At 41.0% G+C, this 12,656-nt stretch carries 11 protein-coding genes and 1 pseudogene; 6 read left to right on the top strand and 6 right to left on the bottom strand.

Annotated features, from left to right (window positions below; all coding sequences use genetic code 11):
• The first annotated feature begins 31 nt into the window (after positions 1-31).
• The 3 genes from arsS (at position 32) to NSTC731_RS06070 (ending at position 2,189) form a co-directional block, all read left to right on the top strand.
• Positions 32-1,039, top strand: coding sequence for an arsenosugar biosynthesis radical SAM (seleno)protein ArsS (gene arsS, locus NSTC731_RS06060; RefSeq protein ID WP_445630017.1), 1,008 nt, complete (start codon positions 32-34; stop codon positions 1,037-1,039).
• Positions 1,039-1,809: an SDR family NAD(P)-dependent oxidoreductase gene (locus NSTC731_RS06065; RefSeq protein WP_445630018.1), complete on the top strand. Its 771-nt coding sequence runs from the start codon at positions 1,039-1,041 to the stop codon at positions 1,807-1,809. Before arsS ends, NSTC731_RS06065 begins: the two co-directional genes overlap by 1 nt.
• Positions 1,810-1,871: 62 nt before the next feature.
• Positions 1,872-2,189: a hypothetical protein gene (locus NSTC731_RS06070; protein WP_445630019.1), complete on the top strand. Its 318-nt coding sequence runs from the start codon at positions 1,872-1,874 to the stop codon at positions 2,187-2,189.
• Positions 2,190-2,303: 114 nt separating this feature from the next.
• Here NSTC731_RS06070 and NSTC731_RS06075 read toward each other — a convergent pair.
• A pseudogene (locus NSTC731_RS06075) lies at positions 2,304-3,226 on the bottom strand (alpha/beta hydrolase).
• A 56-nt stretch (positions 3,227-3,282) separates the two neighbouring features.
• On the opposite strand from NSTC731_RS06075, the gene NSTC731_RS06080 reads away from it, so the two are divergent.
• Positions 3,283-3,444 carry a hypothetical protein gene (locus NSTC731_RS06080; protein WP_445630020.1) on the top strand — a complete coding sequence of 54 codons (162 nt, stop codon included), beginning with the start codon at positions 3,283-3,285 and terminating at the stop codon, positions 3,442-3,444.
• Here NSTC731_RS06080 and NSTC731_RS06085 read toward each other — a convergent pair.
• Both NSTC731_RS06085 and NSTC731_RS06090 read right to left on the bottom strand, forming a co-directional pair.
• Positions 3,433-3,729 (bottom strand): hypothetical protein, encoded by a 297-nt coding sequence (locus NSTC731_RS06085; RefSeq protein WP_322671179.1) that lies wholly within the window; start codon positions 3,727-3,729, stop codon positions 3,433-3,435. The two genes, NSTC731_RS06080 and NSTC731_RS06085, sit on opposite strands and share 12 nt — an antisense overlap.
• Positions 3,730-3,988: 259 nt before the next feature.
• Positions 3,989-5,626 (bottom strand): hypothetical protein, encoded by a 1,638-nt coding sequence (locus tag NSTC731_RS06090; protein ID WP_445630021.1) that lies wholly within the window; start codon positions 5,624-5,626, stop codon positions 3,989-3,991.
• 87 nt (positions 5,627-5,713) lie between these two features.
• Here NSTC731_RS06090 and NSTC731_RS06095 point away from each other — a divergent pair, with 87 nt between their 5' ends.
• On the top strand, positions 5,714-9,037 hold the full coding sequence (locus NSTC731_RS06095) for an alpha-mannosidase (RefSeq protein ID WP_445630022.1): 3,324 nt from the start codon (positions 5,714-5,716) through the stop codon (positions 9,035-9,037).
• A gap of 337 nt (positions 9,038-9,374) precedes the next feature.
• Here NSTC731_RS06095 and NSTC731_RS06100 read toward each other — a convergent pair whose 3' ends face one another.
• From NSTC731_RS06100 to NSTC731_RS06110, 3 genes are all read right to left on the bottom strand, one after another.
• Entirely contained in the window at positions 9,375-9,764 is a 390-nt protein-coding gene (locus NSTC731_RS06100) for a hypothetical protein (protein ID WP_445630023.1), read from the bottom strand.
• A 583-nt stretch (positions 9,765-10,347) separates the two neighbouring features.
• Positions 10,348-10,899: a DUF2231 domain-containing protein gene (locus NSTC731_RS06105; protein WP_322713525.1), complete on the bottom strand. Its 552-nt coding sequence runs from the start codon at positions 10,897-10,899 to the stop codon at positions 10,348-10,350.
• 33 nt (positions 10,900-10,932) lie between these two features.
• Positions 10,933-11,673, bottom strand: a complete 741-nt coding sequence (locus tag NSTC731_RS06110; RefSeq protein WP_445630024.1) for an LmeA family phospholipid-binding protein — start codon at positions 11,671-11,673, stop codon at positions 10,933-10,935.
• Positions 11,674-11,917: 244 nt separating this feature from the next.
• Between NSTC731_RS06110 and NSTC731_RS06115 the strand changes: the two genes are divergently transcribed.
• A complete protein-coding gene (locus tag NSTC731_RS06115) occupies positions 11,918-12,484 on the top strand; it encodes an HD domain-containing protein (protein ID WP_445630025.1) in 567 nt (188 codons plus the stop codon).
• Positions 12,485-12,656: the final 172 nt, after the last annotated feature.

Here is a 12,656-nt window from a genome sequence, read left to right on the forward strand (position 1 = left end):
TTGTTGTGCAATTTTTTAGGAGTAGTAACTAATGCAAACTCAAGCAAAAATTATCCGAAATCCAGCAGTCACAGCCTTTCAAAATAAACTCAGTTCACCTTTGACAAAGAAAGGAATCACTGTTTTACAAGTTAATCTAGGCAAACGTTGTAATCTTGCTTGTACACACTGTCATGTCGAAGCCGGGCCAAAACGTACAGAAGAACTTTCTCCTGAAATTTGCGAACAATTGACTTCACTAATCCATAAATTTCCCGAAATTAAAATTGTGGATTTGACTGGTGGCGCACCTGAAATGAATTATGGATTTAAGCCACTGGTAGAAGCAGCAAAAGCAACTGGGAAACAAGTAATTGTCCGGTCTAATTTGGCGATTTATTTTGAAGATGGATTTGGTGATTTACCAGAATACTTTGCTAAACATCAAGTAAGAATTGTAGCTTCTCTACCCTGTTACCTAGCAGCTAATGTTGATAAAATGCGCGGTACTGGTGTTTTTGATAGTTCAGTCAAAGCTTTGCAGTGGCTTAACCAACTCGGCTATGGTAAAGACCAACATTTAATTCTGGACTTAGTTTTTAATCCCCAGTTACCCACCAATGAAAAATTTTCTTTAGCTCCCGAACAGAGCAACCTAGAACGAGATTACAAAATGTTCTTACAAGAACATTTTAATATTGTGTTTAACAACCTCTTCACCTTTACCAACCTACCAGTTGGTAGAACCAAAATGCATTTAGAACGGAGAAAACTGTACGCTAGCTATTTGCAGTTTTTAGAGTCGCATTTTAATCCCAGCACAGTTGAACATTTAATGTGTCGCGATGAACTTTCAATTGACTATCTGGGCAATGTATATGATTGTGACTTTAACCAAATGATGAATCTGCCTGCAAAAACTCGTAATGGTGAAACTTTGACAGTTGGCAAATTGTTAGAAGCTGGCAATTTAGACCTGATTAATGAGGTACAAACTGCTGCTTATTGCTATGGTTGTACTGCTGGGTGTGGTTCTAGTTGTGGTGGCGCTTTGCTCTAATGTCTTTTATCAATGAAATTAATCCTGTCAATGCTTTGATTGTGGGAGCCAGCCAAGGTATTGGTTTAGGTTTTGTGAAAAAATTGCTACAAAATCGCCCAATAGCTAAAATTTATGCAACTTCTCGTCAACCGAAATCGGCCTCAGAGTTAATAGCTCTTGCAAACGAATATCCTGAGCGATTAATTTGTTTGGAGATGGATATTACTGACGAGTTACAGATTATTAAAGCTGTTCAAAAAATACATACTCAAGTTGACAAATTGCATTTGGTAGTCAACTGTGTAGGACTGTTACACGAAGATACTTTGCAACCTGAAAAAAGCTTAAGACAGATCGATTCAGAAAATTTGCTGCGCTACTTTCAGATAAATAGTATTGGTGCTGTCTTACTGGCTAAACATTTATTGCCTCTGTTTCGTCATGGAGAACGCAGCGTGTTCGCCACTATTTCTGCTAAATTGGGCAGTATTGGCGATAACCAACTTGGTGGATGGTATGGCTATCGGGCTTCTAAAGCAGCACTCAATATGTTGATGCGAACTGCGGCAATTGAGTATAAAAGAAGTTGTCCGAAAGCATTAATAGTAACATTGCATCCTGGTACAACTGATACCCGCCTTTCTCGTCCTTTCCAGAGAAATGTCCCTGCGGAAAAATTATTTTCAGTGGAACGTACTGTTACCCAATTATTGGCTGTCATCGAACAGCTTCAAGAAGGCGATAGTGGACACTTTTTCTCGTGGGATGGGAGCAGATTGCCTTGGTAACTGCGTTACGCTGGTGCTAATGAAACCTACGTTATTTGTAGCCTCAGCCTATGAAGTTTTTTGTGCCAGCAGCCAAGGATGATATCAAAGCAGAGCAGGTGTATAGTGCTCTTGCTCAGTCTCTTAAAGCACCAATAACCGAAAAGCGCATTTGGAAGTTACAGTGGCGTGATAACGAAATTGATATGGAATGCGAGGTAGGTAAACCTTTGCCATCCTCTTACCAAACTGGGAAAGAGCTAGTTCTAGCAATCTTTGAGTGTGAAAACTTTTATAAAATTCGTACTCTTAGTCGTGGAGGAGTAAATGGAAAACCTATCTTAGCTACAAAAAACTCTCAATCCTCAGCAACGTATTTTTCAGATAATGTAAATAACTAACTCTACATTTTAATATACGATTACTGAGACAGTATTATACTCTTTTCCACTCTTAACTTTTGTTTAAGTCCCGTTAACACCAACAGATGCAGATCGGCTTTTAAAATTTAGGTTCTAAAAACTAGGAAACTCTAACTCAGTATTTTCCCGTGCTAACTGCGCTATCTCAGATGGTAGGTGTCGCTCTAACCAATCTTCCAAATCAGCCATTACCTCTCGATAATTGAGGTCACTCTGAATCTCATGATAGGCTCCCAGATACTCAATTCTCAGCTTATCTTTGCAGTTTATTTGTTGGCAAAAAATGTCGCTTCCTGCTGGCAAAGCTACTCGGTCTGCACCACCGTGGAGAATTAATAATGGTAATTGCCAATCACCTGCATGAGCATTAATCCAATCAACTGTTGCAAAGAATTCTGTAGCCAGACGGGCAGTAGCAAGGGTATGTCGCAGTGTATCCTGAGCGATATCGCAGCTAAAACCTGCGGATCTCGTGAAGCAGTGCTGATGTCAATGCCTGTATTCAGGGTGAAACGCGGCCACACCCGTGAGAGCATTTTTCCTAAAAGTACCCGAATCGGTGAAACCCCAACTTTCCCTAAGGTTGGCGCGAGAGCGATCGCACCCTGCAATAATGATGCTTGTTGGGGATAGCGCAGAATGTAATCTAAGACAATCACCGCACCTAAGCTGTGACCCAAGAGAAAAACTGGACATCCAGGATTCTGAGTCTGAATTAACTGTAAAAAAGCTCCCAAGTCTTCACGAAACTCATTCCAAGCCTTGATATAGCCTTGCTGACCTGGTGAGCGTCCATGACCGCGCAAATCTAAGGCGTAGATAGCGTATTGCTTGGGTATCAAATGTTCAATGATATTACTGTAGCGATCGCCGTGCCCTCCAAGTCCATGCACAATGGTTAATATTGCCCGGACTTTACCCTCTGGATGCCAGCTTTGGTAATACAGTTCAAGTCCTCCAACACCTGTAAATCTGCCTTCTTTACGAGAAGCTAGGCGATCGCTATGGTCAATCATAGGGTTAATTTTTTACGTATTCTCCCAACGAGCTACTAAAAAGTCAACTGGAACGGGTGTGGAAAGAAGAAATTGCTGTCATAGAAGCGGCTAAAGCAGGAAGGCAAGATTTAGTTGAGCTAGCCGCAGCAATTAAACAGACAGTACCCACAGGGGAAGACATGCATACACTGCGACAAATAGAAATCATATATTGTGGTAAGAGATTATTTTTCTAAAAAGTTTGTAACTTTGAAATTTGATGTTCCCTCCCAACAGTGGTTCAAAAATGCACTTACCTGGGCATCTACTGAATCAGCTGATTCCCTAGATGCATTAAATTGTACTGCTGTCACAATGTATTCAAAGATAATTACAAACTGCTTTTGCGGTGAAATTCTTTCGACTACAATTGTTTCACCTATCTTCGGGATTTGAGGCAGATTTACCACAAACGTCTCAATTTTCGGTTTATCTAATGGATTTTTGAAATTGAAGTATTTACAGTAAACAATAATTTTCACTTAGACAACCACCAATAACAATTCAAAATTCCAAATTCACGCATTCAAGAATATGTAGGGTATCTGTGAACAGCTTTTGCTTAAGTAAGTACCATTCGTCCTATAATTTCTTAAAAAATATATACCAGTTTATACCAACTCTCCCAAATCAGGCTACAGATGTAAATCTAGAAACCCAAATGCAATCTGACAAGTCTTAATTACGAATTACGTAGCTTGCTTCTCGCCTTTGGCGAGTATTACGAATTACGAATTAGTCTTATTTCCCTTGCCAAAGCTGCCGCAACGACTGAAAAACCTTTACAAATCTTTCTTCTAGCCAGACCATAATATAATCAAGCCATTCTAAAAGTTGCTCTAAGGGGTGCTTTTCATAGCCAGTTGAAGTTGCTTTTGTTTCTATCCAGTCTGGCTGTGCCTCAACTTGACTACTTTGGTGAAATTGCTGTTGCAAAATTTCCCCTTTACGACTCTCGCTTTTAGTTTGGGAAATACGGGTTTGAGTTTGTTTTACAGAGGCGACTTTTCCAGATATTTTTTGACTTGAGGCGAGATTACTACTTGGTTGTTTTCTTTGTACCAAACCAGATCCGAATTTAGGTTGTTTTACACTCAAATTCTTTTGTGGAAAATGCCTTATTGATAAACTTGGGGCTAAAGCAGGATTTTTCCCCTCAGAAAGTGTAACTGACTTGTCAGCAACGGTTTTGGTGTCACCAAATAAATCATTCCACGTTAGCCAAGGATCGTTTGTGAAATCCTGGTTCTCTTCCACAGGGCTTTTGGATAAGGCTTTTTTAAGGCGTGACGAAAAGAGTTTACCTGGCATCTCATTACTAATTGTTGTCTCAAGTGTTTTTCTATTACCAACACCAAAAAAGTAATTAAGCGCCGCCTCAATCAAAGCCTGAAAATTCTGTGAATGAGTCTCTAAACCATCAGCATTAGGAGCAATGTCTCCCTTTGCAGCTAATTGCTCTTTGCCATAAAGAAATATGTTTAACTGTGTTTGGGCAACTTGGATAACTTCCTGACTGCGTTCTTGCACTGGGACTAAAGCATTCGATTCCAACTTAGCAATGGCTATATCTATAAATGCTAATAATCTATTTGTATTAAGTAAATTTTTTGGTATACCCTCAGCTACAACTGGAATTTTAGCTGGATTTGCGTCAGTGAGTTTTGCTAATAATCGGTCAATTTGTGGTAGTAGCTGCGTTTCTTTTTTAGCTACAATCAAACGCCAACACTGCCAGTAATTAGCAACTTCGTTAATAATTCGGTCTTCTAATTTTGCCTGTTGTTTGGGTGTTAAGATATCTAGAATTTCATTGTCGGCAGTAACAAGTACTAAATTTCGATTCATCAAATTTGTGGCAATTCCTTGCACTATTGGAAGACGTTGTTGAAGGGCATTGTCTAATTGTGAAGGGTTGAGACTGAGAGCTTGATTAGCGGTAATATTTGATGATTGAGTAAGATTAGAGTTCTTTTCAACGAATTTCAGCCGAAAAACTCCCAATAACGCCAAGGGATTGAAATGTTCAGATGCTTTCGTAGGAGTGGAAGCGGGTTCATCTGGTGACAGGTGATTGACTGCCTCTAGTACATTTTGAATGGGACTATCAGCATCGGGTAGAGTTTCAGGCTGGAAATCGGTATCATTTGGTTGTAACTTTAATCTAGTTTGTGGTTCTCTAGTATGTAGCGTTTTCCCAGATGATTCAGATGACTGAAACAGTAGATACACTGGGTAAAGTAGTACCTCGACACCCCACTTAGTGGCGACTTGCAAATGCCGAAAGGTATGTTCCCACTGTTGTGTCACCCGCCGAGATTGCTGGTGGACAAAGTTAAATAGTCTGCTTTGATAACGACCAGAGGAACCAGAAGACATAGTAGTAATTTTTTAGTTCAAGTCTTGTTAAGTTGTGAGACTCGTGCCAAACAATAAAAACGACCAACACCTCATCTTAGCGAATATATGACCCCGACTGTCTCTCAATCCCAGACCAAATTTATCTCCCAAGCAATTGAGCAACTACGCTCTTTTTGTCAAGTTAATATCCAGTCTACGTGGCTGTATCAGGAATCTGACTTAGTTATTACTGATGTTGTAGCTGCTGATTTGTCTCATTGGCAACCTGTCCAGTTGAATGCTAAAGAACATATTGCTTGGACGGGTGGGAAAAAAGTGCTATGGCTAGTGCAAAGATTGGTAGTTCCCCAAGATTTACACGGTTATCCCTTAGCGGGGTTATCTTTGCGGCTGGCGCTGGTTTGGTGGGCGGATTCTGCTGAGATTTATGTAAATGGCGAGTTAGTGCTGGAGGGTGATTTATTTGATTGTTCGCCGAGAGTGCTTCTCAGTCAAGGGGTGACGCCAGGGGAAGAATTCACTGTGGCTTTGCGGTTAGTCAGTCCGGGACATTGTGATGGTGCTTTAGTGCGATCGCTCCTAGTTTATGAGTCTTATGTTGATAATAATCCCGATCCGGGTTTTGTGGCTGATGAATTAGCTGTGGTGCAACTTTATTTGGAAAAATTTGCGCCGGAGAAGTTGGATGTTTTGGCGGCGATGGTGGGGGAGGTTACGAACCGCCAAGACGCCAAAGACGCCAAGGAAGAGTTAGTAAGATCGTTTTTATCTCTACGCCAAAATTTAATTCAATCCGATATCTTAGCCCCCCTTTTGAAGGGGAGCCACTGCGGTCTTGGGGTCTCCCCAAGTGGAGCAAGTGGCGTGGGTTGGGGGGATCAAAAATCTAAAATTTTCTTGTTGGGTCATGCTCACTTAGATTTAGCATGGTTATGGCCTGTAAGTGAAACTTGGAATGCGGCGCAAAATACTTTTGAGTCGGTTCTGAAGTTGCAAGCAGATTTTCCTGAGTTAATTTTCTGTCATTCAAGTCCCGCACTTTATGCTTGGATTGAAGAACATCGCCCGGATTTATTTAGGGCAATTCAAGCACAGGTAGCCGCCGGACGTTGGGAAGTTGTCGGCGGAATGTGGGTGGAACCGGAACTCAACTTAATTGCTGGTGAATCAATAGTCCGTCAGCTACTATATGGTCAGCGCTACATTCAGGAGAAATTTGGCAAGCTTTCAACTGTGGAATGGGTTCCAGATTCTTTTGGTTTCTGTGCAACTTTACCGCAGTTTTTCGCTAATGCCGGAATTGAGTATTTTGTGACGCAGAAGTTGCGGTGGAATGATACTACTAAATTTGATTATGGGGCTTTTTGGTGGCGATCGCCTGACGGTAGCGAAGTCTTTAGTTTGATGTCTGCACCCATCGGTGAAGCTATAGACCCAGTTAAAATGGCATCCTACGCTCTTGAATGGCAAACTCAAACTGGTTTACCAGAATCCCTCTGGCTTCCCGGTGTCGGCGACCACGGCGGCGGCCCCACCCGTGATATGTTAGAAACCGCCCAACGCTGGCAAAAGTCACCTTTGTTCCCAGACTTAGAATTTACGACGGCTGAAAAGTATTTACAGCAACTTGTAGAGACGCGATTCATCGCGTCTGTTAATAATCATGATTCTTCCCCTGCCTCCCCATCCTCCTCATTCCCTACTTGGAATGACGAACTATACTTAGAATTCCATCGTGGTTGCTACACTACCCACGGAGATCAAAAACGCTGGAATCGTCGTTGTGAAAATTTATTATATCAAGCTGAACTATTTGCTACCTTGGCGACTGTAAGCTGTGGTGTGGCATATCCGAAAGCAGAAATTGAAGCAGCTTGGAAACAAATGTTATTTCAACAGTTTCACGATATTTTACCTGGTTCTTCAATTACCCAAGTTTACACAGATGCCTTGCCCCAATGGCAGCAAGTGGAACAAGTAGGAACGAAAATATTACAGGAATCACTTTTAGCGATCGCATCTCACATTACCCTATCAGAGCCACCAAAACCCGATAGTCTGCCTATTTTTGTTTTCAATTCTCTCAATTGGCAACGTTCTGAGGTAGTCTCTGTAGCCTTACCTACAGCAGAAGATTGGCAGATTTACGACACTTCTGGAAACCAGCTTGTCTCCCAACTCTCTGAACCATCAACTATACTATTTCTCGCCACCGAAATTCCACCCGTAGGCTACCGCATATTTTGGCTTTCCCCTTCACTCACTAGTACAGACGAGATGAATCGCGTTTCTCCCTCATCTCCCGCACTCTTCCCAGACTGGATTTTAGAAAATGAATTCTTGCGAGTTGTTATAGATCCCGACACCGGAGATTTATCAAGTGTTTTTGACAAAACTTATCAGCGAGAAGTTTTAAGTGGGGCGGGGAATCAACTGCAAGCTTTTAAAGACAGTGGGCAATATTGGGATGCTTGGAATATAGACCCCAATTATGCTCAACATCCCTTACCCTCAACAAATCTTCAATTTATTCAGTGGTTAGAACAAGGCCCAGTGCAAAGTCGTGTGCGCGTGGTGCGTCAGTTGGGTGAATCAGAATTTTGTCAAGACTATATTCTGCAAGCTGGTTCACCTCTGCTGAACATTGCTACAACTGTCAATTGGCAAGAAAATCATGTATTAGTGAAAGCTGCTTTTCCTCTAAATATTGAAGCCGACTTTGCTACTTATGAAATTCCCTGTGGCGCGATTCGCCGCCCAACTAAACCGCAAACTCCCGCAGAACAAGCAAAATGGGAAGTTCCTGCTTTGCGTTGGGCTGATTTAACAGCAGAAAACACACAGACAGAAGATACCGCAATCCCAAATCGTTATGGTGTCAGTTTGCTCAATGATTGTAAATACGGTTATGACAGCAAACCAAACCAACTCCGTCTAACACTGCTACGCAGTTCTAATTGGCCAGACTCAAAAGCCGATCGAGGTTTTCACGAGTTTAAATATACCTTGTATCCTCATGCTGATAGTTGGGAATCAGCCCATACAGTACGGCGTGGCTATGAATTGAATATACCATTGCAAGTGATATTCAATTGGCCACTGGCAAAACCCTCCACTGCTGCTATCGGCACTATTGAAGGAGTAAGTTTCCTAGATTTATCAGCTGAAAATTTAATCTTGATGGCCTTAAAGCCATCTGAAGACGATCCACAGCAATTAATTCTGCGATGTTATGAACCTCACGGAGAAACAGCCGAGTTATCTTTGCAAAGTGATTTAGGGTTAAATCTTGGAAATACAGTAGATTTATTAGAGCGTTCCGCCAGTACTGAATTTTCATCTTTGCAACAAAAACAAATATTGATTATACAACCTTGGAAAATCGCCAATTTTAAGGTGATACCAGCGATTAATCCCAGGCTGAAGTGAGCCACCATATTTAATGTTTAGTAATTAATAGAACAACTACTGGCGTGGCAAGGCTAAATTTGTGCATTAGCAAACTCTTGTGGGATAAGCTCTCTAGCCCGTCTTTTTTGGCGGGCAAGATGCCCGCCCCACAATAAAATTTATTGCAACATTTTTGTCTTGTCACGCCACTACTAACCATTAGACATCTGGTGAACTAAATATGTGTTATCCGAAATATTTAGTAGGCAAAATTCATGTAGCTGGAGGCTTCCCATAGCATTTTCTGGAAGCAAGCTACGCGTAGCCTTTCCATTAAGAGAAGGGTATTATGCCTACGTCATTTTTACTCCTATCTCTAATAGCGTCGGCGGATAATCTGGTATCGTCCGTAGGGCTGCCGTCGTTCGATAATCTGGCGTTGTCTAAAACGCTGCCGTTGTTGGATTCTCTGATATCGTCCGTAAGGCTGCCGTCGTTGGATTCTCTGGTATCGTCCGTAGGGCTGCTCTCGTCGGATTATCTGCCGTCTCTCGTAGGGTTGCCCTCGTCTATAGTATCGTCTTGACCACCGTTGAGCAATTAAAAGCTCTCCGGTTTTATTTCCAACCAGGTTAGCATCTGGTGCAACGCTCTGTTCATTCAGAGTATTACTTAGAGAAATATCTTTGGCTTCAGCTAATGAGGGCGGAGACACAAAGGCAAATAGCAATACTGCTATTGAAGATAACTTCCTGAAACCTTTCATGTTTTTGCTTCTCTAAACTTTCGGTAATAACTTTATTAAAACACTTTAAAGTCTGAAAGTTAGCAATCGCGCACTTTTTTAAACTTAATTTAGTATGAAATTCAATCTTGCAATTTCACTCTTTTGTATAATTGCAATTTTTATAAGCTTGTGTATATAAAGAGTTAGTATATTAACAGGATGTATTTTTTTTACCACATAGACAAAGTATACAGTTATTAATTAAACAAGCTAAATTTTTTATTGTAATATGAGTTTAAAAGCCTTGCTGGGCAAGGAAAATATCCTCCCAAATTTTAATTTATAAAAACTTTAGCTCGGACTTATCTCCATTCCCCAAGATGTATCAAGGCTGTATCAAATACAAACTATAACTGCTAAATTTTCTTAGCGGCAGCTGTAAATAATAATCTGTCATTGGATTTGTAGTTTCAGACAACTATCTTGTTAAGTGCTGCATTTTTCCTATTTTCTGCCTCACTTCTCTACAAGAGGCTGCGGCAACGACTACGCTCAGTAACCACTTGCTTTCTGCCTCCTGTCTGATTATTGAGCGTAGTCGAAACACTGCCTTACTCATCCTTTAAGGATATCTTCTGCTACCTCCACCCACTACACCAATTTTGTGGCGATAGGAGAGTTCAGCGCCGAACCAACCAGAAGCACTGGTTAGCGTACCGACAACAAGCGAGATTAACAGTCCCCAAGGTAAGATTCGAGATTCAGCGTCACCCAAGCGTAGGAGAAAGTTAACGAGTGATAAAACTAGTATAGAAACGTTAAGTATCAAATGCGTCCAACCGGCGGTGCGCTTGCGGACTCGTTCAATTTTTACAAAGTCGCTCAGACCGATCGCAGATGCAAGGATGCCTCCAGCTAATCCAAGTCCGATTAACCATAGCGAAGCCCTAGCCCAAAAGAAATCGCCAGTTAACCAATAACCAATGTCACTTCCCAAGGCAGCAGCTAAAAATGCTATGGGAAAGATCACACTCAAGGGGTGTAGGGGATGTCCGGCGATCGCTACTGTACTGGGTACACCAGTATCACGATACTCACTGTCGTTACTTTCAATAACTGGTGGAATATTTGGAAAAGGTGTTGAACCTGTTTGTGTTGTTTCTGTAGTTTCCATTATTAGTATCCTGAATTTATGAACGTTACATTTTTAAGCTGAAGGAATTTTTTCCACATAAGCTTCAGCCTGTAAGATTAGTTTACCTAGTTCTACTTTTAGTTGGTTGACTTGCAAACTCATACCATCTAAATCAAAGTTACTTAGATTCAAAATTTCGCTAGTTTGATCGATCAAAGCTTTTGTCAACTCTGGCGATATTTCCTCACTTTCGCCATACTCGACATTTTCCAAAGCAACACTTTTTCCATTACTGCTAATCCTGGGGACTGCGGAAAACGCAACTTGCTGATTTTCACCAGTTTCTACTAATTTTATACTGGCATTTAGTGCTACTTTTTCATCGCCCGGTAATCGAAAATCTACATTTTGAGGTTCAATAGCCCTCAGCTGTCCGTTAATATGTATTTTTTGACTTTGCAGTTGCGATCGCACATATTCGGAGTTGAAAGCACGATTAATATCAGCTTCGGTTAACACAACCTCTGCATTAGCTTCAGTCGGTTTAGTTAGTTCAATTTTACCAAAAGCCACGCTTAGAGGATTAATAGCAACATTAGTCATTTGCATTTCCAATTCCTCCATACGGAGGTCTTTCTGCATAACTAAACCATCACCTTCAATCGTGACTTCATCCACTTCTCCCTGAACCAGTTTCAGCGGGTCTGTTTTGATGTCTACATCTAAATTTTCGACTTCATCTAATTGACTAGATAATCCTATTTCTGCCGCTTTATTGAGAGCTTGCTCTCCTAATCCAGGATTGTCTGGCATTATGTAAATTAACTCCTAGTTGAAAACACATCCTTGAGTAAATTTAATAAACTAACAGCAGAGTTTTATCTATCTGTCGATGGAATATAGATTTAAATGTTATCTATCTAATTTAAAATTCAAATTTTACTTGTATACTCATTTCATCCTTTATTACCTCTGCACTTGGAGCGATTTGTTATAAAATTGACACAAACCCAATATTTCGGTTGAGTTATTCTGACTGCTGGAATTTTTTTATACAATGCTCTCAGAACGTTTTACCGCAGCCCTGATCTACGCCACCCAACTACACGCCAACCAAGTTCGTAAAGGTTCAGGTGTCCCTTATATTGCCCATTTATTAGGTGTCACTAGTATTGCTTTAGAATACGGCGCAAATGAAGATGAAGCGATCGCAGCTCTTTTACACTATGCGATCGAAGATCAAGGTGGCGCTGCAACACGAGAAGAAATTCGCCGTCGCTTTGGTGACAATGTAACGGCAATTGTAGATGGTTGTACTGATGCTGATACAACTCCAAAACCCCCTTGGCGACAGCGCAAGGAGGCATACATTGCTCATATTCCTACAGCTTCCCCATCAGTACTGCTGGTGTCATCAGCTGATAAACTTTACAATGCCCAGTCTATTCTCAAAGATTATCGCATTTTGGGCGAATCACTTTGGGAACGTTTTCATGGACGTAAAGAAGGTACTCTTTGGTATTATCGGGCGCTTGTAGATGCCTTTAAAAAGACTGAAAGCACTGTAATAATTGAGGAATTAGAACGGGTGATTTCGGAAATTGAAGTCTTAGCATCTACATAAAAAATTTATTTACCCAGAAGTAGATAAAAGATTTATTAGAACTAGACAAACGGATTTTTTACAAACACGATATAGTCATGTTTCTCACGAATAAATTTTGGCTTTTAGGTTCTCTCTCTAGATAAAAAACCTTTCTCTCGGTAGATAGGTGTACTGACATGATTGTGACTGG

It is taken from the genome of Nostoc sp. DSM 114167 (assembly GCF_052692655.1).

What these genes read in the sequence shown, in the direction of transcription:
- arsS (WP_445630017.1), top strand. Translation starts at nt 32, where the DNA reads ATGCAAACTCAAGCAAAAATTATCCGAAATCCAGCAGTCACAGCCTTT.
- NSTC731_RS06065 (WP_445630018.1), top strand. Translation starts at nt 1,039, where the DNA reads ATGTCTTTTATCAATGAAATTAATCCTGTCAATGCTTTGATTGTGGGA.
- NSTC731_RS06090 (WP_445630021.1), bottom strand. Translation starts at nt 5,626, where the DNA reads ATGTCTTCTGGTTCCTCTGGTCGTTATCAAAGCAGACTATTTAACTTT.
- NSTC731_RS06095 (WP_445630022.1), top strand. Translation starts at nt 5,714, where the DNA reads ATGACCCCGACTGTCTCTCAATCCCAGACCAAATTTATCTCCCAAGCA.
- NSTC731_RS06100 (WP_445630023.1), bottom strand. Translation starts at nt 9,764, where the DNA reads ATGAAAGGTTTCAGGAAGTTATCTTCAATAGCAGTATTGCTATTTGCC.
- NSTC731_RS06105 (WP_322713525.1), bottom strand. Translation starts at nt 10,899, where the DNA reads ATGGAAACTACAGAAACAACACAAACAGGTTCAACACCTTTTCCAAAT.
- NSTC731_RS06110 (WP_445630024.1), bottom strand. Translation starts at nt 11,673, where the DNA reads ATGCCAGACAATCCTGGATTAGGAGAGCAAGCTCTCAATAAAGCGGCA.
- NSTC731_RS06115 (WP_445630025.1), top strand. Translation starts at nt 11,918, where the DNA reads ATGCTCTCAGAACGTTTTACCGCAGCCCTGATCTACGCCACCCAACTA.